The organism is Pseudoalteromonas sp. McH1-7 (assembly GCF_013366255.1).
Taxonomy (GTDB): Bacteria; Pseudomonadota; Gammaproteobacteria; order Enterobacterales; family Alteromonadaceae; genus Pseudoalteromonas; species Pseudoalteromonas peptidolytica.
Map to the genome: position 1 here is coordinate 206,719 of NZ_JABWPQ010000001.1, position 21,840 is coordinate 228,558.

Genomic DNA, 21,840 nt, shown 5'->3' on the forward strand with positions numbered 1-21,840 from the left:
ATTCTTAGGGTTATTACATTAAATTTTTCTCGCGACCTGAAGAGCTTCAGCTATCGCTCGTTTTGCATCGATTGCAGCAGCAAGTTTCGCTCCACCAATAACATGATGGTTTTCTGGCAATGTTTCTTTATCAAACAATGTATCGTTGGATACTTGGCCGATACATGCAATAACAGTATCAACGTCAAGTATCTGCTCATCGTCTGCGACTTTGATAGTCAGCCCTTGACCATCAAAACGAATGTACTCACTTTGTGCAATTTGTTTAACGTTATGGTGCTTTGCAACCGCTCTGTGGATCCAACCTGTGGTTTTGCCTAAATCTTTACCAAAGCGACCAGCTGAACGCTTTAACATATAAATTGTTTTTTGCTCTTGGGATGGTTTAGGATCGCATTCGATACCCCACTGTGCCTTAAAGTCTGAAATAGATTGCTCTCGCGGTTCTGTCAGATAGGCAACCATATCAAAACCAATACCACCCGCACCTAAAATCGCGATTTTATCACCGAGTTCTACTTCTCCTTTAATCACTTCATCATAGGCAAACACGCGACGCCCATCAGCACATTCGATTTTGGACATTCGTGGACTTACACCAGTTGCAAAAACGACATCATCAAAAGCATCTGCCATAGACAATTCATAAGATGTGTTTAGACAAAGCTCTACTCCAAGGCGGTTAATTTCGCTCACATAGTATTTTAGCGTGTGTTGAAAGTCTTCTTTTCCAGGTATACGCATCGCTAGGTTAAATTGTCCACCTAGTTCGCTTCCCCTATCAATGAGCTTAACTTGGTGTCCCTTTTTAGCCAAATAATAACTCACTGATAATCCAGCGGGGCCAGCTCCCACCACTAATACCTTTTTCTTTGTAGTTGCTTCTTCTAACGGGTAATCCAGCTCAAACCCTGCTTGAGGATTAACTAAACAAGTAGCCCGTTGCCCTTTAAATACATGATCTAAGCAGCCTTGGTTACAACCGATACAAATATTAATTTGCTCTTCACGTTGTGCTTGGTACTTATTGAAAAACTCAGGATCAGCAAGCAATGGACGCGCCATAGAAATAAGATCAGCGTCGCCTTTAGCTAAAATATCATTTGCTAGCGTCGGGGTATTTATTCGATTGACGGCCACAACGGGTATGTCAACAACCTGTTTTAACCTATTTGACGCTTCTCGATACGCGCCTGGTGGTACCATTGAAGCAATTGTAGGAACTCTAGCTTCATGCCAACCAATTCCAGTATTAAGAATATCAACACCGGCAGACACTAGCGCTTTTGCCTGAAGCGTAACTTCTTCTGCTGTCGAACCATTTGGGATTAGATCCATCACTGACAAACGAAATACGATAATAAACTTATCGCTCACCTTCGCCCTCACCGCTTTTACGATGTCAGTCGCCAAACGCATTCTATTTTCTAGACTACCACCGTATTCGTCAGTACGTTTATTGGTGTGATTCGCCATGAATTCGTTAATTAAATACCCTTCAGAGCCCATGATTTCGACACCATCATATCCGGCCTTCTCAGCTAGCTTTGCTGACTGTGCAAAATCTTTAATGGTACTTTTAATAGCGCCCAAGCTCATCGCTTTTGGCGTATAAGGATTTATTGGTGCTTTGATTGCACTTGGTGCTGTATTAAAAGGGTGGTAAGCGTATCTTCCTGCATGCAGTAGTTGTAAGCAAATTTTTCCACCATTTTGGTGAACCACGTTGGTGTATGCTTTATGCTTTATCACATCATACCGCGAGTTAAAAGAAGACGAAATGGGCGTCAATTTACCGCGTAAATTTGGACTATAGCCACCAGTGATAATTAACCCCACCCCTCCTTTTGCACGTGCTTCATAGAACGCAGCTAAGCGCTTTCGATTGTGCCAACCTTCTTCAAGCCCGGTGTGCATCGATCCCATCACCAAGCGATTTCGCAAACTTGTATGTTTAAGTTTTAGTTCTTTTTCTAACATTTGCCGCCCCACAAAACTGGTCTTACCTGTGAACATTAACGTTTTTTTATTATTTGGCAAGTCTTAAACAGAAAGAAATTAACGAACCTAGACTCATTGCTGATATTTCACGCATGAAAATACTTAGTTACGTTTTTCTATTATCTATGAAACCGACTCTGATATATGATAAATAAATAGTGTTTTATTGATGTTAAGCATAAGGGATCGATTTGAAACTGATAGCGAATATTTTTAAAGGCATATGGGCCACCTTGAACTTTTCTAGACGATTGATTTTAAATCTGTTGTTCTTATTCATTCTGATTGCCATTGTGATTAATATTATATCCGGTGAAGACCAAGTCCAAGTGGAAGATAAAAGTGTCTTACGCTTAGATCTAAATGGCATCATTGTAGAGCAACTAACCTATGTCGATCCGTTTGAAGCGGCAATGAGCGGCAAGTTTGGTGACTCAGAGCAACCTGGTGAGATTTTACTTGATGATATAATTGACGTAGTCAACAAGGCAACGCAAGACCAACAAATATATGCAATGTACCTAGACTTACAACGCATGCACAGCGCACATTTAGATAAACTCCGCGACATTAGAGATGCGCTGGTAAAATTTAAAGCTGCAGGCAAAAAGATCTATGCTCACGGTGCATATTACACTCAAGCACAATATTATTTAGCCTCTATTGCTGATCAAGTAACCTTACACCCATACGGTGGTGTCAACATCACCGGTTTTGGCATGTACCCTCTTTATTTCAAAGAAGCCCTAGATAAGCTAAAAGTGACTCAGCATATTTTCCGTGTTGGTACCTATAAATCTGCCGTTGAGCCTTTCATCCGCAGTGATATGTCACCAGAAGCAAAACAATCTAACCTTGGTTGGATAACACCACTTTGGAGTCAATACAAATCAGAAGTGGCTGAGAACCGAGGTTTCGATGTCACAAATTTTGATGAAACATTCGCTGCATTGACGGATAAAATGGAAGCTGCACAAGGCGACTCTGCTAAATATGCAATTGATAACCAATGGGTGGATGAACTGGTTACAGATCAACAGTTCGTACAAAAGTTGATTGATGAAGTGGGGCTAGATGCTAAAGGCAAATCGTTCAAGCAAGTGTCCTTTGAACAGTATCTGTCAACACTGCCACCAAAAGAATTTGCTGAAAATCCATTTACAGAAAAAGTTGCAGTGATCGTTGCTAAAGGTCAAATATCCGATGGTAAACGTAAGGCTGGTGCCATAGGCGGAGATTCAACAGCTGCACTGCTCAAAAGAGCGCGTCTAAACGATAAAGTAAAAGCGGTTGTTTTAAGGATAGATTCTGGCGGCGGCAGTATGTTTGCTTCAGAAACGATTCGTAATGAAGTATTAGCATTAAAAGCGGCAGGTAAACCCGTTGTCGCATCTATGGGCTCAGTTGCGGCTTCAGGTGGCTATTGGATTGCGGCCTCAGCGAATGAAATTTGGGCCTCGCCGAGCACAATTACTGGGTCAATTGGCGTTTTTGGCATGATAATGACTTTCGAAAACGCGGCTAATTCACTTGGTATTTATTCAGATGGTGTAGCAACGACAGAGCTAAAAGGTCAATCACCATTTAGAGGAATTGAAAGTAATTATAAACATCTTATTCAAATGGGCGTTGAAGATGCCTATGACAAGTTTATCTCTATGGTTGCAACTGAACGAAACCTTGAGAAATCAGCGGTTGATGAAGTAGCGCAAGGCCGTGTATGGCTTGCAACTCAAGCGCTAAATTTTGGTCTCATTGACAAGTTAGGCAATAAGAATGATGCCATTAACGCAGCAGCCAGTCTTGCAAACTTGGAGATGTATGATGTTATCACCATAGAACAAGCGCTAACTGAGCAGGAAAAGCTAGTGCAACAGTTATTTGGTGCTACGATAGTACAAAGTGCTGTTGACGCCATTATGCCTGAGCAATCGATATTTGCAAAAACAGCGTTAAACGCACTAGATGATATAAGTCATACACTAGAAGCTCAGAGCAAAGTACTCGGTCAATTAAATGACCCAAATCATGTTTATACCCTGTGTTTAGTATGTAATGTATCGGCTGAATAACCCTGAATAAGACTGCAATTGCGGATACACAATTGCTATAATAAGCCCAGATTTTATTCTGGGCTTATTTATGAAAAGAAAAAAAATATACATTGCTTATACCGGCGGTACTATTGGTATGAAGCAATCGAGTCGTGGTTATGTTCCTGTTGCCGGCTACCTTACCGATACGGTGAAGAATAACGCTGAGTTTACACGCGATGAGATGCCACTTTTTGATATTCACGAATACAGTCCTTTAATTGACTCATCTGATATGTCTCCCCATCATTGGCAACTAATTGCTGATGATATCCAATCAAAGTATCAGGATTACGACGGCTTTGTCGTACTACATGGCACAGACACAATGGCGTATACCGCTTCAGCGCTGTCTTTCATGTTTGAGAATCTGACCAAGCCTGTGATTGTAACCGGCTCACAAATACCACTATCTCAACTTCGTTCGGATGGTCAAGTAAACCTGCTAAATGCCATGTACTTAGCGGCTAATTATCCCATTGCGGAAGTTAGCTTATTTTTCAATAATAAGTTGTATCGTGGTAACCGAGCAATAAAAGCTCATGCTGACGGGTTTGATGCCTTTGCGTCTCCAAACTTATCACCCTTAGCGCAAGCGGGGATCAACATACAGCTACTAGAAGGAAAGCTCAGCCCTTATGTTGAGCAAAGTTTGCAAGTAACCCAGATTTCCCCACAACCTATCGCTGTGATGCACCTTTATCCCGGAATTTCAACTGAGATCCTTAAGAACCTCATGAAAGGTCAAATGAAGGCATTGATATTATTGAGCTTTGGTGTTGGAAATGCGCCACAAGACGAGCACTTTTTAAGTGAGCTTAAGGCAATAAGTGACAGCGGAGGGGTGATCATTAATCTAACTCAGTGTATCCAAGGTAAAGTGAATATGGGCGGCTACGCTACTGGCAACGCTTTACTCAATTGTGGAGTGATCAGTGGTTATGATATGACTTTGGAAGCATGCTTAACAAAACTACATTATCTATTCAGCCAAAAGCTCGAAATAGAAACTATCCGCCACCTTATGCAAGATAGCCTTCGTGGTGAACTCACTAGGTAAAGAAAGATAGAAGAAAAGAAAAGTAAAAAGCCGCAAGTGGATACTGCGGCTTTGTCATTTCTAGTGTCGACGTGACTATCTTACTTTTGCATCAATCTCGACAAGATCAGTGAGGTGACACGTTTCACCACTGTGCGTCTTAATGCCATGTTCACCAAAGTAATCACGTTGTGCTTGTACTAAGTGACCATTGCTTGGAGTGCTCAACGTCGCAATGTATGTTTGCGTCGCAGCAAGCACAGGGAAAGATAAACCTGTTGCAATCGCTTTACCGGTAGTGCGACGAAGTGCCAGTGCTGGCTCCTCTAATGAATCGATAAACTCAACACCCTGAGCAACATCATCTAGGTAGTCGGCACGAATGATACAACCGGCGCGCCAGGTTTGAAGTGTCTTATTTAAGTCGACTTTCCATTGGTGAGCTCGTGACGCACCTTTAATTAATGCAAGGCCTTGACGATAGCATAGCAAGCTCGCGAAATAGAATGCTTGTTTCAATTCGTCTAAATCAACTCCAACCGACTCGGTAGATTTGGCAGCATACGTCATTTCTTTGGCCGCTGGCGTATCTATCGTATTAGTTAAATGGCGAGCTTGCACCGCTGCGACCAAAGATGGGACGGCAATCCCTAATTCTAACGCATTTTGTGCTGTCCAAAGGCCAGTACCTTTAGCACCTACTTTGTTATCTATAAGGTCAACTAGTGACTCGCCCTGTTCTGTTTCGAGGCTGAGAATATGACTCGAAATAGCGAGTAGGTAGCTATTTAGGTTACCCTCTGACCATGACTCAAAAATTTCAGCGACTTCTTTCGGTGAGCGGCCAGTACCATGACGAAGTAGTTGATACACTTCAGCAATCAGCTGCATTAACGCATATTCAATGCCGTTATGTACCATTTTTACAAAATGGCCACTTGCAGATTGACCCACGCGAGCAAAACATGACTCGTTATTGTAGCTTGCCGCAACTTTCTCAAACCAAGGTTCGATACGTTCCCATCCGCCTTCAGAGCCACTCGCCATCATCGCAGGACCGTGACGCGCCCCTTCAGCTCCGCCAGAGATCCCCATGGTGGCAAACTCAAATTTATTTTGATATTTCAACTTACGAGCAATACCATCTTTGTAGTTACTATTACCACAATCCACAATGATATCTTCTTTCTCAACCCCGGCTTCAACCAAGTCGCTACAAACTTTATCTACTAATTCACCTGCTGGAACCAGTAATAAAATCGAGCGAGGAGTCTCAAGCCTTCTGATCATATCACCGAGATCAGACACTATGTGTAAGCGCTCCGCCATACCTAACGACTGTGCGCAACTTAATAATTCCGCACCTACTTCGGGGTTCTTGTCATATGCGACTAAGGTCATCCCCTTCTCTATTAGATTTAGCGCGAGGTTTTTACCCATCACACCCAAACCAACTAATGCAACCTGCATTTAGTTTCCTCCTCGGTAACATCAAAACTTTATGCGTTCGTGTATGTGCATTATACCTTAGCAACCATGATTGACCAGCGAGACACACTATTCGCTGGCTACTTATCAGTTACAAAAATATGACAGCTAACACAATTCACTGTATAGCAATATAGTGACAGCGGCGCGTATTCACCACTATTTGTGATTAATCGCAAATATTCTCTTATCATTAAAAGGTAAAATATTCGAGATTGACGCCTACTGACACCGGTGTCATAATGATGACATATAGATCATATAACTTAATGAGAGTGTTAAAAAGGGTATTTGCATAATTCTTTATGCTCAAGTTAGTTAAATAATGGTTTCACAATGTGTGATGTGTAAAAAGACAGCAAGTTTAATTTATTTTTAACACATTCATAAGTTTTTGCTTACCTTGATAAGCTTACAGGAGAATCTGATGCTTAGACGCACTAAAATCGTTGCAACTCTGGGGCCCGCAACTGATAGAGATAATAATTTAGAAAAAATAATTCGTGCCGGCACCAACGTAGTCAGACTAAACTTTTCACACGGCGTTGCTCAGGATCACAAAAACAGAGCTGAAGCGGTACGCGAAATATCTCAACGCTTAGGTGTGAATGTCGCTATCCTAGCTGATTTGCAAGGACCTAAAATCCGTGTTTCAACCTTCAAAGAAGGTAAAGTATTTTTAGAAGTGGGTGCAAAGTTTACTCTAGACGCAAAAATGGAACCTGGACAGGGTCATGTTGAAGCTGTTGGTATAGATTACAAAGAGCTACCAAATGATGTAAAGCAAGGTGATTTGTTATTGTTAAACGATGGTCTGATCCAACTGGTTGTTGAGCAAGTGCAAGGTCACTTAGTCCATACCAGCGTCAAAGTAGGTGGTGTGCTATCTAATAATAAGGGTATTAACCGTTTAGGTGGTGGGTTAACGGCACCGGCATTCACGGATAAAGACAAAGAAGATTTAATCACGGCAACGGAAATCGGTGTTGACTACATTGCAGTATCTTTCCCTCGAAGCGGTGATGACATGCGTTATGTCAGAAGCTTAGCTGAAAAAGCAGGCTCTAATGCGCAATTGTTAGCAAAAATAGAGCGTGCAGAAGCTGTTGAAACTGTTGAAGCAATTGATGACATTGTGCTTGCTTCTGATGCGGTGATGGTCGCACGTGGCGACTTAGGGGTCGAAATTGGCGACGCTGCGCTTGTGGGTAAACAGAAACAAATTATCAGCCGTGCTCGTTCATTAAACCGTACTGTCATTACAGCAACACAAATGATGGAATCGATGATTGACAACCCAATGCCAACCCGTGCTGAGGTGATGGACGTAGCAAATGCTGTATTGGACGGCACAGACGCGGTTATGCTCTCTGCAGAAACAGCTGCGGGAGATTACCCAGAGCAAACAGTTGCAGCGATGGCTCGCGTTTGTTTAGGCGCTGAGTCGCAACCACAAATTCACATTTCTAAACACCGTCTAGATAGTCGCTTTGCAGACACTTGCGAAACCATTGCGCTTTCGGCCATGTATGCAGCTAACCACTTAGACTCAGTAAAAGCCATTGTTGCATTAACGGAATCCGGCAATACTGCGAAATTAATGTCACGTATTAGTTCCGGTTTACCAATTTATGCCCTGTCTCGCCATCAATCCACACTCGGTCAAGCCTCGTTGTATCGTGGCGTTTATCCGGTAAGGTTTGACTCTACCCAATGTTCTGATGATAGTGCGGTTAGAGAAGCACTAGACACTCTTGTTGCAGCAGGATCTTTAGAAAAAGGCGACACAGTTATCATTACCCATGGCGATAAAATGGAAACTATCGGTGCAAGTAATACACTAAAAATTATTACAGTATAAAAACCACAACGAACTGGGTAGCCACGCTACCTAGTTCTGTTATTTCGCCCGTGTGAGTGCGCGTAAAAGCTGTATCGATAATAAAATGAGGAAACAGCGCTAATCACTTGGCGTTATTTTATACCATTCTCTTGTTGTAACACTTTAATAAAACCAAACTGCCTAATGTGAGGCAGAACGTTTAGCTTAAAACCGAGCAAAGCTTTGTTATCAACAAGTTGCTCTAAATAAGACATTTTATCGCTTGTAGCGCCACAATAGCTTCTTCTAACTGAGCAAGTATTAAGATTAATTGGTATTAGCTTGCTAATGCTGCCTTCACTTTATCTCTGTAGCTTCTGCTTACTTTTAGCTCTTGACCATTTTCAAGCACCAACAAGTATTCACCACTGCTCTGGGTTACTAGCTTACTAATTTGTTTAGTGTTTACGATAGCAGAGCGATGCACGCGTACGAATAATGTTGGGTCCAATTCTTGCTCTAAATCCTTCATTGTTTTTCGTAAGATGTGTGTTTGACCATCACTACAATGTAGGCACATGTAATCTCCAGCAGCATCCACCCACTGAATTGAGCCGGTAGAAACACGAATGATCTCTCCTTGCTCTTTTACCGCAAGTGACTCAGGGAACTTTTTATCTTCGATTGTATCCCCTGTCGCTAACTTCTTTAGGATTTCTTCACAATTGTTACCTGTGATCCCTGCAACAAAGCTGGCTAGCTTTTTCTTATGCGCATTGTCTTGTTGTGTTTTTAAATAGCTTTGCACTTTTTCCACCGCCTGTTTTAATCTGTTGTCATCAACGGGTTTTAAAATGTAATCTAACGCATGGATCTCAAATGCTTTGACAGCATATTGATCAAACGCAGTTACAAAAACGATAGCAGGCAATGGTTTGACACTTTCACTCAAGGCTCTCGCTACTTCAAAGCCATTCATGTTTGGCATTTGAATATCAAGAAAGACTAGATCTATGTCCTCAGACTTACATAAATCAATAGCCTGTTGGCCACTGCCACATAATTCTACAATTTCAATTTCAGGAAAATCTCTTAACCTTACCGCCAAGCCTTTTCTGGCTAGCGGTTCATCATCTACGATTAATGTTCTAATTTTGTTCATTACTTCTTCGCCCTTTCGTATGGCACGCGAATGTTTACCTTTAAACCCGAAGGCTCATTGTTTGACAGCACAAACGAGTAATTGTTTTCATATAATGTTTTTAGGCGATCTTTGGTATTCGCTAAACCCACTCCTTGTGCACTTTTCAACTGCCCATCTTCCAACTCTGCGCCTGGACCGTTATCACCTACTTCCAAGAGTAGCTCATTGGCAAAAACCTGTGCTTTAATCTCAATTTTGCCGCCATGTTCAATATGTGCAATAGCATACTTGATGCTGTTCTCAATCAATGGCTGTAAAATTAAACTTGGCACTAGCGCTTGTTCTGCCTCTTCTGTTACATCTAACTCAATTGACAACCTTTCATCAAAGCGTACTTTCTCAATTTCAAGGTATAACGTTAACGCATGTAACTCTTGCTCTAGTGGTACTTTTTTGATCGGATCTGTATTTAAGGTGTGTCTCAAAAAGTCACTAAGCCTTGATACCATTTGATTTGCATCTTTATTCTCTTCAACGAGAATAAGTGTTGAGATTGCGTTGAGTGTATTGAAGAGGAAGTGAGGATTAAGCTGATACCGAAGCATTTTTAGTTGTGCTTCATGAGCCATCGTATTGGCTTTTAGTGCCTTTTGTCTCTCACTTTGTAATAATTGATAGTACTTTATACCGAAGTATAGTCCGCTCCAGCATAAAACGATATAGACGGAGTCTAGACCTTGCTGCAAATAATAAAACCATTCATCGGGTCGATAACCATGACGGTATATTTCCCAATGATTGAATTTTTGCACCACAGCCCAGAGCGTTCCGGTTAAATATGATGCAGTAAATACGACCAAGATTAAGACAACTGGAGAGGCGTTCCATATCTTACGATATAAATAACGCAGTGGTACTGTCATCAAACAACCGGCATAAGCATTTAATGCAATAACAAATACATAGATGTCGCGCATTTCAAATACTTTCGAGCCAATGTAATTCACCAGCGCATAACCCAACCAGCCGGCTATTTGTAATACCCAGAAAAACCTCTGCCTGTTATCAACCAGTGATTGCCACTTCAAAATGATTATACCTCTTCTATCTTAACTGGATTATATCTCAGCTCGTTGCATTTATTCACTGCTGATGGTCTCAGTTTTTACACGACCTACCGCAAATAAAAAAAGACACCACAGTGTCTTTTTTAAGATAAATTATAATGACTTATTTAATTTAACCGCTCTGTTTTGGAACACCAAAAAAGTGCTATTAGGTTGTTATGAATAAGAAATATAACAACCCCTTAGCTTCAATCTATGTTCCCTCAGGTTAAGCAGTTCTACACAAATTGCTATAAATGCCTTGTCTTGTAGACTGTATTTACGCCAGCTTATCTGAAGCGACTTTATATGTTGGATCGGCTTGACCATCTAATTCGACTAAGTCTTTAGCCTTTTCGAGTAACACTTTGCAGTCTTGGCTCAAGTGGCGCAGATGAAGTGTTTTTCCAGCTTTTTTGTAGCGTTCTGCTAACGCATCTATCGCTTCAATCGCGCTGTGATCAGCAACTCGGCTATATTTAAATTCTACAATAATGTCGTCGGGGTCATTATTTATATCAAATAATTCAGCAAAGTTTTTTACAGAGCCAAAGAATAGTGGTCCGTGTAATTCATAAACCTTTGAGCCATTTTCATCAATATAATTATTGGTGTAGATATGTTTTGCATGTTCCCAAGCAAACACCAATGCCGATACAATTACACCGACACAAACTGCAATCGCGAGATCTGTGATCACAGTCACACCAGATACCAATACAATCACAAAAGCATCTGATTTGGGGATCTTTCTGATCAGTCTAAAGCTAGACCATTCAAACGTACCTAGAACAACCATAAACATCACACCAACTAGTGCGGCTAATGGGATCATTTCTATTAAGCTAGCAGCAAATAGAATAAAGACCAATAGTAGAAGCGCAGCTGTTATTCCCGACAAACGACTACGGCCACCAGAATTAATGTTGATCATTGACTGGCCTATCATCGCACAGCCGCCCATCGCACCAAATACGCCACAGGTAACATTTGCTGCACCTTGACCGATACACTCACGATTACTATGGCCACGTGTTTCTGTGATCTCATCAATCAAAGTGAGCGTCAACAGCGACTCTATCAAGCCAATTGCTGCCAATACTAACGCATAAGGGAATATGATTTTAAGTGTTTCAAGTGTCCATGGTACATCAGGAATATGAAAAGCAGGGAAACCACCTGCGATAGTCGCATCAGAGTTGCCAGACATGTCTTTAAGATAGTCAAGTACATTCCTCGCATCTAGGTCCAGGCCTATTACGATTCCAGTTACTACAAGGATAGCGGCAAGGCTTGAAGGTACTGCTGTCGTCAACTTAGGGAGAAAATGAATGATAGCCATTGTAAGCGCAACTAGGCCACACATAATATAGAGCGCTTCGCCCTGCATCCACGTCAAGTTACCTTGCTCATCAAGCACCTTGAACTGCCCAAGTTGTGCTAAGAAAATCACAATTGCCAGGCCATTTACAAAGCCGAGCATAACTGGGTGAGGCACCATGCGAATAAACTTGCCGAGTTTAAATATACCGGCCAATATTTGCAAAAAGCCCATCAATAAGACTGTCGCAAACAGATATTCAACACCATGCTCTATCACCAAGCTAACCATAACGACTGCAAGTGCACCAGTTGCACCAGAGATCATACCCGGTCTACCACCGAAGATTGAGGTAATAAGACCTACAATGAATGCCGCATATAAGCCAACCAAAGGGTCTACTTGCGCAACAAAAGCGAAGGCTACAGCTTCTGGCACCAACGCCAGTGCAACTGTAAGTCCTGATAGTACATCGTTTTTAGCAGAGCTAGGCGCTTTGCTGATCAGATTAAACATCTATTTCCTCTGGTCTGAATTGACAATGAACACAAAGGCTGCGGATTCTAGCAAAAAGCAGCAATTTAAACAAATAGCAGACATCTAGCATTTAAAGCAGATTGGTTTGTATGCAATAAATTCTAGTATAGAACAGTGACAGCAGGATGTTAGAAATGCACTATTTCAGCTAAAAGGCAGGCCAGTAATCGTCTGCTCACTATCATTTAACAAGCAGACGATGATGCTGTACTAAAGTGGTAAAGAGGTACTGCGTTTTACGCAAGTCATGGTTACATTTGAATGTACTTCTTGAACAAACTCAAGGTTAAGTAAATTGTCTCGAACAAACTGCTCATAACCTTCAATTCCCTTAGATATAATACGCAGCATGAAGTCCATCGTGCCTGCCATTGAATAACACTCTGTCACTTCGTCGTAGCTCAATATAAGTTTTTCAAACTCAGCGAGGTTATTTCTGCCATGGTTCGACAAGCGAACGTGTGCATAAACCAGCATATCAAATCCGAGCTTTTTCTCGTCTAACAGTGCGACTTTACCTTTGATGTAACCATCTTGCTCCAATTTGGCGATACGTCGCCAGCAAGGAGATTGAGAAAGCCCTACTTTATCTGCAATTTCGGCGGTCGAAAGACTCGCATCTTGTTGTAACAATGCCAAGATTTGGCGATCTACTTGGTTTAATGACATATCTATTCTAGTTTAATTAGCACATTAGCTTACAAAGCCAATGTTGATTATTATTCCCTGACGTATAGTAGACTAACTTATTGTATATGAATACTACTTAGCGCCTACTATTCTACCCAAATCGGCCACTCATAAAGGGGTTTGTAGCCTTTTCATACCCTATCGTGGTATTTTCACCGTGCCCTGAATGCACAACGACTTCGTTAGGTAACGAAAATAACTTACTCTCAATGGAGTGCTTCAGCTTTGCTGCGTCCCCTTTAGGAAAGTCAGTTCGCCCTACTGAACCTTTGAACAAAACATCACCTACCAACACCTGCTGTGAGACAGGTTCATAAAAAACAACATGTCCAGGCGTGTGACCAGGGCAATGCCTAACTTCTAACTTTAGCTTCCCTACCTCAACTGTATCACCATCATTTAGCCATGATGAGGGTAAAAATGCAGCGTGGTTTTCAAAACCAAACATTTGTGATTGCATTGGTAATGCTTCAAGCCAAAATAGGTCATCTTTATGAGGGCCTATGATTTCAATATCATAATACTCTCCCAGTTTCGTACTTGCCCCCACATGATCTAGATGCGCGTGGGTGAGCAAAATCATCTTCGGTTTAAGCCCCTCTTCAGTCAAGCGCGCGATGATCTTTTCCGGCTCGCCACCTGGGTCGACAATTGCGGCGATTCTGCTTGTCGGGCAAACTAATACACGGCAATTTTGCATAAACGGCGTAACAGGTATTGTTAATACTTGCATTGTTAATTTGCTCCAAATGCCATCAAAACAGGATACTTCAAATAAGCGCTGTCATAAAATGGTGTCCGAGCGTACAGCCACTCCATTCTCGCTTTAGAGTCGTTGGCAAACTTTTTGTCTTCACGAATTTTTTTATCAAATGCTAATGCCATTGCTGGATTTTGTTTTAGCATCTTTCTGGCAAACGGTTCAAGCGCATAATTTTCAACATATTCTGTACGTTGAAAAATCGTATTAAACTCACCCCAAGCAAAGAAAGAGTCCGGGGCTTTAGGGTGCAGTAAGTGAGTTGCTAACTCTCCCGAAGGTTGCGCTGTTTCAACTTTATACCAGCCACTTACATCCACTTTTTCTGGCAATACGTTAAAGTTAAATGATGCCTCTACTCTAAAGCGACCTTCAAAAGGCACACTGTCGAACTGATAGTCACTTACCGCTGCCTGACTGACATTTTCAACTACTGACGATGCTGGCAATTTAATGACTTCAACACCATGAAGCTCTAGCTTTTCAACGACTTCGGGATACGCTGGTGGTATATAAAACTGCTCTGGAACATTAACTATCGTTTTTACTTCTTTTTGCCAATAAATCGGTAATTTCTCATAGTCGACTGGCGTACCAAGGTATTTTGCTTCTACATGCCCAGAAAGTGCACTTTCGAATTGCTTGTATTCGATACCTTTAAATTGAATGAAATCAGGAGTTTTAGCGTAGCTACGCTCAACCACTAATTTTTTGGGCAAAAACTCAGCTTCTTTTTTCACAGCTTCTCGTAATATATCTATATTGTTGGCCAGTCCATCAATGACGCCATCCATAAATACATACGTCCCTAAAACACGCTGTTTATACGGTTTTAAAGAGTGATTTTCCACAAGTATTGTTGGTAGCCCTTTTAAGTCGCCCCAACCATTTGAGAATCTTGGTGTTGCTACCCAACCTGCTAAACCCTGCTTAAAATCACGCTTGTCCATGACAAACACCAAAGGTCCGGGAATATGCCCCTGTTTGCGAAGTGCTTTATCTATTTCAGGAGAGAGTTGACTTTCCAATACTTGGGCAATTGCTGGAGATTCACTGGCAAAACTTGGATTAAAGCCGTAGGTCACATCATACTGGTAATCCGCACCGTCAGTAACATGAACATCAATGTATAGGTCTGGCTTATACTCATTGATCACAGACATGATCGCTCTAATACCAGGAGTATCTAGCTTTGTATAATCACGGTTGAGATTAAGGTTTTTACCATTCGTCCTAAATCCCATCACCGCTGGGCCGCGCTGATTAATACGGTTATATTCGCTGCGACGCTCATGACCATCGACATTTAAAATCGGTACAACTAGTAAGTTGACTTTCGCTAAAATGTCGCGACGTTTCCCTGTGGCAATATCACGCAGCAACATAAACATGGCATCTTTACCATCAATTTCACCGGCATGAATACCCGCTTGAACTAAAATAGTCGGTTTATCGCTATTAATGACTTTAGATTTGCCACCACCTTGCTCAGTGGCAACAATCATCTTGATAGCGCGATGACTATCACTAGTACCTATAGTTTCAAGCTTAAACTGTGTTGGATTGGCCGCGACTAGACGGTCAACAAACGCCATTGTATCTTCATAATTTGGGGAATCGGTACCATCACTAAGTTCGAAATCAGTCGTCAATGGGCCTTGTTGTTGTAATAGTTGTTCACTGTTACCCTGCCACTCCATTAGCGGTGGCAAATGACTATTCATACCTAGCATTGCAGTAAGCATAATAATGCTGGAACTCATCATAATTCTCTATTCCTCTGCTTTTATCCGTCAATTATATCAATATTTTATCTATCGGCTTACAATGTGCGGTGATTCAACAAAAATTTGCAGTTAATCGCAGATAACTATCACTTTAGGGAACAAATGAGCGTACAAAAATCAATTTTAATCACTGGTTGTTCTACCGGGATTGGTTATTACTGTGCATTGCAGTTGTCAAAAGCCGGATATCAGGTCATCGCATCAGTCAGAAATGCAAAAGACCTGAATAAGTTTGAAGGTACAGGTGTTCATTGCATCGTATTAGATCTAGCTTGTGAGCAAAGTATCAAAGATGGATTTCATCAGGCACTTACAATCGTCAATGGGCAATTGGACGCATTATTTAATAATGGCGCCTACGGTCAACCTGGTGCGGTCGAAGATTTGCCTACAGATATATTAAGAAGGCAGTTTGAAGTTAACTTTTTTGGTTGGCACACACTAACATGCTTGGCTGTCGCGCAGATGCGAAAGCAAGGTTCAGGCCGAATAGTTCACAATTCTTCAGTGCTTGGCCTTGTTGCATTACCCTATCGAGGAGCCTATAACGCTAGTAAATTTGCACTGGAAGGGTTAACCGACACATTACGCATGGAACTCGCCAACACCAATATCCAAGTCAGTTTAATCGAGCCAGGTCCAATCGTATCAAAGTTTAGAGAAAACGCGAAACGCGCATTTTTAACTAACATCAATCATCAACATAGCGCACATCACAACGAGTATCAGGCGCAGCTTAATCGCTTAGGCGCTGAAGACGCACCACAGAAATTTACCTTAGGGCCTGAAGCGGTTTATAAAGCCCTGCATCACGCATTGAGTGCTAAAACTGCGAAGCCAAGGTATTACGTAACGTTCCCTACATACTTGATGGGGTATCTAAAACGAATATTGAGCAGTCGCATGCTAGATAAAATATTGATGAAAAACCGTTAAGGGCTGAGTAATTTATGAGTATAAAACTAAAAAAGGAGCCAACGGCTCCTTTTTAATACAAGATCTAGTCCTAAGACTAAGTCATGCTCTGCTTATTAAGCAGCTAGACCGTCTTTTGCTTTAGCAACTAGTGCTGCGAAAGCTACTTGGTCGTATACTGCGATATCAGCTAGGATCTTACGATCGATTTCAATCGATGACTTTTTAAGGCCATTGATGAAACGGCTGTAAGAAAGACCATTTTGACGTGCAGCTGCGTTGATACGTGCAATCCATAGTTGACGGAAAGTACGTTTCTTAGCACGACGGTCACGGTAAGCATATTGACCAGCTTTTGTTACCGCTTGGAAAGCTACGCGGTAAACGCGTGAACGCGCTCCGTAGTAACCTTTAGCTTGCTTTAATACTTTTTTGTGACGTGCACGTGCAACTACGCCGCGTTTAACTCTTGCCATTTCTGATATCCTCTATTAAGCGAATGGTAACATACGATCGATTAGGCCTAGGTCATTCTTATGAACCATAGACTTAGCACGAAGGTGTAGTTTACGCTTTGAAGACTTCTTAGTCAGAATGTGACGAAGATGCGACTGTTTACGCTTGTAACCGCCTGAAGCAGTCTTTTTGAAGCGCTTTGCAGCACCTCTGTGTGATTTTAGCTTATAAGCCATTTGCAATAACTCCGAATGATATTGCTTAACACTATGTAAGTAGGCGGAGATAAACTCACTTGTAGGCCTAGCTTACTACCTAAAACCGGTGAAGGATCAAGTCCTTACTTTAAAACCGGATAACGCAGGTGGCCGAAGCACTTGAAACCTGCGTTAAATTCGATGCGTATTATGCCGAGATTAAGACTTTTTAGCAATAGGTGCCATCATCATTATCATTTGACGGCCTTCTACTTTCTTCGGGAAAGACTCTACTGAAGCAATCTCTTCCAACTCTGTCTTGATACGATTTAACAGGTCGATACCAATTTCTTGGTGCGCCATCTCACGACCACGGAAGCGAATTGTGACTTTAGCTTTGTCGCCACCTTCCAAAAACTTGCGAAGGCTACGTAGCTTAACTTGGTAATCACCAACATCAGTACCAGGACGGAATTTAACTTCCTTAACCTGAATTTGCTTTTGCTTTTTCTTTTGTTCTTTTTGGATTTTTGCTTTTTCAAAAAGGAACTTACCGTAGTCCATCACTTTACAAACTGGTGGCTCTGCATTTGGGCTGATCTCTACTAGATCTAAGCCTGCTTCATCCGCCATGTTTTGTGCGTCTCTAGTTGAGACAATGCCAGCCTGCTCGCCTTCAGCGTCAATTAAGCGAACCTCTTTCGCTGTAATCTCTTCGTTAATACGATTTTTCTGAGCGTTATTTTGCCCTTTTTTGCCGCCTCTAATGGTACGTTCCTCCAAAAAATTCAAAAGTAGTTGCGTGTACCAGAAAAAGTGAAGTACACGCAAGTTTATATTTATAGTCGATTTTTAATCTCTTCGCTAACTTTCGCGATGAAATCGTCAATCGAGAATTTACCTAAGTCTTCACCAGTGCGAGTTCGAACAGCAACTTCTTGTTGCTCAACTTCTTTGTCACCCACAACTAACAAATAAGGTATACGTTTTAAAGTATGCTCGCGGATTTTAAAACCAATTTTCTCATTTCTCAAGTCAGCGCAAGCTCTTATTCCAAGTTTATTTAACTTTTGTACAACTTCGTGAACATAATCGGCTTGTTTATCCGTAATATTCATGATCACAACTTGCTTAGGCGCAAGCCAAGTTGGGAATTGACCCGCATATTCTTCTGTTAAAATGCCGATAAAGCGCTCTAACGAACCAAGAATTGCACGGTGGATCATAACTGGCGTTTTACGCTCGTTATTTTCCGCAACATAAGTAGCCCCTAAACGCCCTGGTAATGCAAAGTCTAGTTGTACTGTACCACATTGCCATGCACGTTCTAAACAGTCATACAAAGTAAACTCAATCTTCGGACCGTAGAATGCACCTTCACCTGGTAAATATTCAAACTCGATGTCGTTTGCTTTCAACGCATCTGCCAATGCAGCCTCTGCTTTATCCCACATCTCATCTTCGCCGATGCGTTTCTCAGGGCGTGTAGATAATTTAACAACGATCTTTTCAAAGCCAAAGGTTGAGTAAGTATCATACACCATTTTGATACAAGCTGATACTTCGTCCATGATCTGTTCTTCTGTACAGAATACGTGCGCATCGTCTTGTGTAAATCCACGAACACGCATCAAACCATGTAGTGCACCCGACGGCTCATTACGGTGACAACAACCAAACTCAGCCATACGCAGTGGTAGATCACGGTAAGATTTTAAGCCTTGGTTGAAGATTTGAACGTGGCCTGGGCAGTTCATCGGCTTAATAGCATATTCACGCTTTTCAGACTCCGTAGTGAACATCGCATCTGAATACTTGTCCCAGTGACCTGACTTTTCCCACAAACCACGATCCATCATCAGTGGACCTTTTACTTCTTCGTACTGGTACTCGCGTAACTTTTCGCGTACAAAGTCTTCAAGCTCACGGTAAATGCTCCAGCCATCATTATGCCAAAACACCATTCCTGGTGCTTCTTCTTGCCAGTGCCATAAATCTAGTGCTTTACCAATTTTACGGTGGTCGCGCTTTTCAGCTTCTTCTAAACGCTTAAGGTAAGCTTTTAATTGCTTTTTATCTGCCCATGCAGTGCCGTAAATACGTTGCAACATTTTGTTTTCTGAGTTGCCACGCCAGTATGCGCCTGCCACCTTCATAATCTTGAAGTGATGACAGAATTTCATATTTGGTACGTGAGGACCACGACACATATCAACATATTCTTCGTGGTGGTATAAACCTGGCCTATCATCTTTAGCGATATTCTCGTCTAAGATTTCCATCTTGTAGGTTTCACCACGTGCTTCGAATGCGTCGCGGGCTTCTTGCCAGCTTACCTTTTTCTTCACTACATCGTAGTTGGTCTTAGCAAGTTCCAACATACGCTTTTCAATCGCTTCAAGGTCTTCTTGCGTCAATGAGTGGTCAAGATCAACATCGTAGTAAAAGCCATTGTCGATAGTCGGACCGATCGCCATTTTTGCTTCAGGGAACAATTGTTTAACTGCGTGACCAATTAAGTGCGCGCAAGAGTGGCGAATAATCTCAAGGCCATCGTCGTCTTTAGCGGTGATAATCTCAAGCGCAGCATCATTTTCAATGATGTCACACGCATCAACACGCACACCATTGACGCGACCAGCGATAGTTGCTTTTGCAAGTCCTGGACCGATGTCTTGAGCGACGTCTAGAGTAGTTACTGGGTTTTCAAAAATACGCTGACTGCCGTCAGGGAGAGTAATAACTGGCATGATAAATCCTATTTACAGTGGTGACACCTACAATGCGCCACATGTATTTAATTAATTTTAAATGTAAAGTGTGCCTATCAACGCTTTTACGAATAAGCATTGTCTTGCGCGACTTATCGCGGCTCATTCAAGGTCTTTCGTATGAGAGACACTATTCTCGCGTGTAACTTGGCTAAGTGCAAGCCTAGGGCTAAAATTAATCTATTAATTTACAAAAACTATTTCGGGATCCTCTGTGGCCAAAAAGCGATATCGATTTGCAACCTTTAATCTATTGAATTTTACAGCACCACCTTTTTCGTTTTATCAACTTCATGAGCATTATAACGACACCCAATGGCAAACTAAGACCCAGTTCATCACCGGTCTTATTCAACATATCAATCCTGATGTGATTGTATTTCAAGAAGTGTTCACACCCGACGCATTACAGATAATTTGTGAAGATTTAGGGTTAGTTCACTTCGCCACGGTAGACTCACCCAGTCCAGACCACGTTTACCCAAATGTTCTATTTAAACCTGTCGTCGCTATCGCCTCTAAGTTACCTATAAAGTCTTTCGCTCCGCTTGAGCCTTGCCCTGAATTACTTGAATACCTAAATAACCAACATCAGTTCAAGTTCAACCGTACGCCAATAAAATGTAAATTTGATATTCCCGGATTTGGGTTACTCGCATGTTATGCCATACATCTAAAGTCACAACGTGTTCACTCCATGGCGCACATGTTGGGAGAATCACATCAAGATGACCCTCTATTGACGCTATTACATGAAACTGTAGGCACAATGCAATCACAAATATCTCGGTCACTAGAAGCCTCTATTATTTATTACGATGCCTTGAAAACACAACGCGAAAAACAGGCAGCCACATTAGTAATGGGAGATTTTAATGATGCGTTAGAAAACCCTGCCCTGTCTTTTATGACTCAAGCTTTTCCACCGTTGGCAAATAGCAGTTTTGATAGCGTTGGATTATTTGACAGTTTTTTTTACGCTGATAATAGCAATGGCAAAAAACCACCTAGCCACTACTATCGCGGGGAAGGCAATGTGCTGGACTACATTTTATGCTCCAAAGAGTTTAATCCCAATCGCGCGGAACAAAAAGTGACCTCGCTGAACTACTATAGTTATGATGCTCATCTAGATCCGAGGCGTATAGATGAAGATATTTGTTATTCTGACCATGCAGCAATAGCAATAGAAATAACACTGTGAGATAATTCAATTTTTGCATAATCTGGACACGAAAATGAGAACACTTGGGGTTGAAATTTCTGGCAGCGAAGCGCTTCTTTGTTTGCTAACTAAAGAAGATGATGTTTTTGATATCAGAGATATTCGTCAGCGACGCTTTACTTTGGGCAACCAAGGAGCTGACCTTGAGGAAATGCGCAAATTTCAATTCGACTTTGCAAAACTAATACAAGATTATGGCGTAGACTCTGTTGCCATTCGCCAGCGTCCGCACAAAGGTAAATTTGCAGGTAGCGCCGCAGGGTTTAAGATGGAAGCCGCTATCCAACTTATCTCTGATGTAGATGTGCAACTCCTCGCTGGAACCGAAGTAAAAGAGCAACTAAAAAGAAACCCTATTCCTGTGGACTTTGAAGATACTGGATTAAAAAAGTTCCAAGAGCAGGCTTTTACTAATGCATACGTTTATATCCTTCGTAAAACATACGCAAAAGATGAATAGCTAAAACGATAAAGGTCAGTACGCTGAC

Annotated in this window: 18 protein-coding genes; 6 read left to right on the top strand and 12 right to left on the bottom strand. The window is 41.7% G+C overall.

What is annotated here, in order from left to right; all coding sequences use genetic code 11:
* Positions 1-18: 18 nt before the first annotated feature.
* Complete coding sequence (locus HUZ36_RS00865; protein WP_176031766.1) at positions 19-1,980, bottom strand: FAD-dependent oxidoreductase; 1,962 nt, start codon at positions 1,978-1,980, stop codon at positions 19-21.
* A gap of 212 nt (positions 1,981-2,192) precedes the next feature.
* Between HUZ36_RS00865 and sppA the strand changes: the two genes are divergently transcribed.
* Together sppA and ansA are read left to right on the top strand one after the other, a co-directional pair.
* Positions 2,193-4,073, top strand: a complete 1,881-nt coding sequence (gene sppA, locus HUZ36_RS00870) for a signal peptide peptidase SppA (protein WP_176031767.1) — start codon at positions 2,193-2,195, stop codon at positions 4,071-4,073.
* A gap of 70 nt (positions 4,074-4,143) precedes the next feature.
* Positions 4,144-5,154, top strand: a complete 1,011-nt coding sequence (gene ansA / locus HUZ36_RS00875) for an asparaginase (RefSeq protein WP_128732819.1) — start codon at positions 4,144-4,146, stop codon at positions 5,152-5,154.
* A gap of 75 nt (positions 5,155-5,229) precedes the next feature.
* Here ansA and gndA read toward each other — a convergent pair whose 3' ends face one another.
* Positions 5,230-6,603, bottom strand: coding sequence for an NADP-dependent phosphogluconate dehydrogenase (gene gndA / locus HUZ36_RS00880; protein WP_176031768.1), 1,374 nt, complete (start codon positions 6,601-6,603; stop codon positions 5,230-5,232).
* 445 nt (positions 6,604-7,048) lie between these two features.
* Between gndA and pyk the strand changes: the two genes are divergently transcribed.
* Positions 7,049-8,482 (top strand): pyruvate kinase, encoded by a 1,434-nt coding sequence (pyk, locus tag HUZ36_RS00885; protein WP_128732817.1) that lies wholly within the window; start codon positions 7,049-7,051, stop codon positions 8,480-8,482.
* A 298-nt stretch (positions 8,483-8,780) separates the two neighbouring features.
* Here the strand turns inward: pyk and HUZ36_RS00890 are convergent, their stop codons facing one another.
* The 6 genes from HUZ36_RS00890 to HUZ36_RS00915 all read right to left on the bottom strand — a co-directional run bounded on the left by HUZ36_RS00890 (position 8,781) and on the right by HUZ36_RS00915 (position 15,764).
* A complete protein-coding gene (locus HUZ36_RS00890; RefSeq protein ID WP_125253959.1) occupies positions 8,781-9,605 on the bottom strand; it encodes a LytR/AlgR family response regulator transcription factor in 825 nt (274 codons plus the stop codon).
* Positions 9,605-10,675, bottom strand: coding sequence for a sensor histidine kinase (locus HUZ36_RS00895; protein ID WP_128732816.1), 1,071 nt, complete (start codon positions 10,673-10,675; stop codon positions 9,605-9,607). The genes HUZ36_RS00890 and HUZ36_RS00895 overlap by 1 nt, the downstream gene beginning before the upstream one ends.
* Positions 10,676-10,973: 298 nt before the next feature.
* Positions 10,974-12,530: a SulP family inorganic anion transporter gene (locus HUZ36_RS00900; RefSeq protein ID WP_147390046.1), complete on the bottom strand. Its 1,557-nt coding sequence runs from the start codon at positions 12,528-12,530 to the stop codon at positions 10,974-10,976.
* Between the two features lie 231 nt (positions 12,531-12,761).
* Positions 12,762-13,220: an Lrp/AsnC family transcriptional regulator gene (locus tag HUZ36_RS00905; RefSeq protein ID WP_010376979.1), complete on the bottom strand. Its 459-nt coding sequence runs from the start codon at positions 13,218-13,220 to the stop codon at positions 12,762-12,764.
* A gap of 112 nt (positions 13,221-13,332) precedes the next feature.
* On the bottom strand, positions 13,333-13,974 hold the full coding sequence (locus HUZ36_RS00910) for an MBL fold metallo-hydrolase (RefSeq protein ID WP_147390047.1): 642 nt from the start codon (positions 13,972-13,974) through the stop codon (positions 13,333-13,335).
* A gap of 2 nt (positions 13,975-13,976) precedes the next feature.
* Complete coding sequence (locus HUZ36_RS00915; RefSeq protein ID WP_176031802.1) at positions 13,977-15,764, bottom strand: M14 family metallopeptidase; 1,788 nt, start codon at positions 15,762-15,764, stop codon at positions 13,977-13,979.
* A gap of 126 nt (positions 15,765-15,890) precedes the next feature.
* On the opposite strand from HUZ36_RS00915, the gene HUZ36_RS00920 reads away from it, so the two are divergent.
* Positions 15,891-16,724, top strand: a complete 834-nt coding sequence (locus HUZ36_RS00920; RefSeq protein WP_147390049.1) for an SDR family oxidoreductase — start codon at positions 15,891-15,893, stop codon at positions 16,722-16,724.
* A 95-nt stretch (positions 16,725-16,819) separates the two neighbouring features.
* On the opposite strand, the gene rplT is transcribed toward HUZ36_RS00920, so the two are convergent.
* From rplT to thrS, 4 genes are all read right to left on the bottom strand, one after another.
* Positions 16,820-17,179 (bottom strand): 50S ribosomal protein L20, encoded by a 360-nt coding sequence (gene rplT, locus HUZ36_RS00925; protein ID WP_010376973.1) that lies wholly within the window; start codon positions 17,177-17,179, stop codon positions 16,820-16,822.
* Between the two features lie 15 nt (positions 17,180-17,194).
* Positions 17,195-17,395 carry a 50S ribosomal protein L35 gene (rpmI, locus tag HUZ36_RS00930; protein WP_010604868.1) on the bottom strand — a complete coding sequence of 67 codons (201 nt, stop codon included), beginning with the start codon at positions 17,393-17,395 and terminating at the stop codon, positions 17,195-17,197.
* A gap of 180 nt (positions 17,396-17,575) precedes the next feature.
* Positions 17,576-18,139 carry a translation initiation factor IF-3 gene (gene infC, locus HUZ36_RS00935; protein ID WP_125253974.1) on the bottom strand — a complete coding sequence of 188 codons (564 nt, stop codon included), beginning with the start codon at positions 18,137-18,139 and terminating at the stop codon, positions 17,576-17,578.
* A 56-nt stretch (positions 18,140-18,195) separates the two neighbouring features.
* Entirely contained in the window at positions 18,196-20,106 is a 1,911-nt protein-coding gene (gene thrS / locus HUZ36_RS00940) for a threonine--tRNA ligase (protein WP_128731720.1), read from the bottom strand.
* Between the two features lie 235 nt (positions 20,107-20,341).
* Between thrS and HUZ36_RS00945 the strand changes: the two genes are divergently transcribed.
* Positions 20,342-21,331, top strand: a complete 990-nt coding sequence (locus HUZ36_RS00945; protein ID WP_128731719.1) for an endonuclease/exonuclease/phosphatase family protein — start codon at positions 20,342-20,344, stop codon at positions 21,329-21,331.
* Positions 21,332-21,365: 34 nt separating this feature from the next.
* Positions 21,366-21,812: a DUF3010 family protein gene (locus HUZ36_RS00950; RefSeq protein WP_176031769.1), complete on the top strand. Its 447-nt coding sequence runs from the start codon at positions 21,366-21,368 to the stop codon at positions 21,810-21,812.
* Positions 21,813-21,840 lie beyond the last annotated feature (28 nt).

What these genes read in the sequence shown, in the direction of transcription:
- HUZ36_RS00865 (WP_176031766.1), bottom strand. Translation starts at nt 1,980, where the DNA reads ATGTTAGAAAAAGAACTAAAACTTAAACATACAAGTTTGCGAAATCGC.
- ansA (WP_128732819.1), top strand. Translation starts at nt 4,144, where the DNA reads ATGAAAAGAAAAAAAATATACATTGCTTATACCGGCGGTACTATTGGT.
- gndA (WP_176031768.1), bottom strand. Translation starts at nt 6,603, where the DNA reads ATGCAGGTTGCATTAGTTGGTTTGGGTGTGATGGGTAAAAACCTCGCG.
- pyk (WP_128732817.1), top strand. Translation starts at nt 7,049, where the DNA reads ATGCTTAGACGCACTAAAATCGTTGCAACTCTGGGGCCCGCAACTGAT.
- HUZ36_RS00890 (WP_125253959.1), bottom strand. Translation starts at nt 9,605, where the DNA reads ATGAACAAAATTAGAACATTAATCGTAGATGATGAACCGCTAGCCAGA.
- HUZ36_RS00900 (WP_147390046.1), bottom strand. Translation starts at nt 12,530, where the DNA reads ATGTTTAATCTGATCAGCAAAGCGCCTAGCTCTGCTAAAAACGATGTA.
- HUZ36_RS00905 (WP_010376979.1), bottom strand. Translation starts at nt 13,220, where the DNA reads ATGTCATTAAACCAAGTAGATCGCCAAATCTTGGCATTGTTACAACAA.
- HUZ36_RS00910 (WP_147390047.1), bottom strand. Translation starts at nt 13,974, where the DNA reads ATGCAAGTATTAACAATACCTGTTACGCCGTTTATGCAAAATTGCCGT.
- HUZ36_RS00915 (WP_176031802.1), bottom strand. Translation starts at nt 15,764, where the DNA reads ATGAGTTCCAGCATTATTATGCTTACTGCAATGCTAGGTATGAATAGT.
- HUZ36_RS00920 (WP_147390049.1), top strand. Translation starts at nt 15,891, where the DNA reads ATGAGCGTACAAAAATCAATTTTAATCACTGGTTGTTCTACCGGGATT.
- rplT (WP_010376973.1), bottom strand. Translation starts at nt 17,179, where the DNA reads ATGGCAAGAGTTAAACGCGGCGTAGTTGCACGTGCACGTCACAAAAAA.
- rpmI (WP_010604868.1), bottom strand. Translation starts at nt 17,395, where the DNA reads ATGGCTTATAAGCTAAAATCACACAGAGGTGCTGCAAAGCGCTTCAAA.
- thrS (WP_128731720.1), bottom strand. Translation starts at nt 20,106, where the DNA reads ATGCCAGTTATTACTCTCCCTGACGGCAGTCAGCGTATTTTTGAAAAC.
- HUZ36_RS00950 (WP_176031769.1), top strand. Translation starts at nt 21,366, where the DNA reads ATGAGAACACTTGGGGTTGAAATTTCTGGCAGCGAAGCGCTTCTTTGT.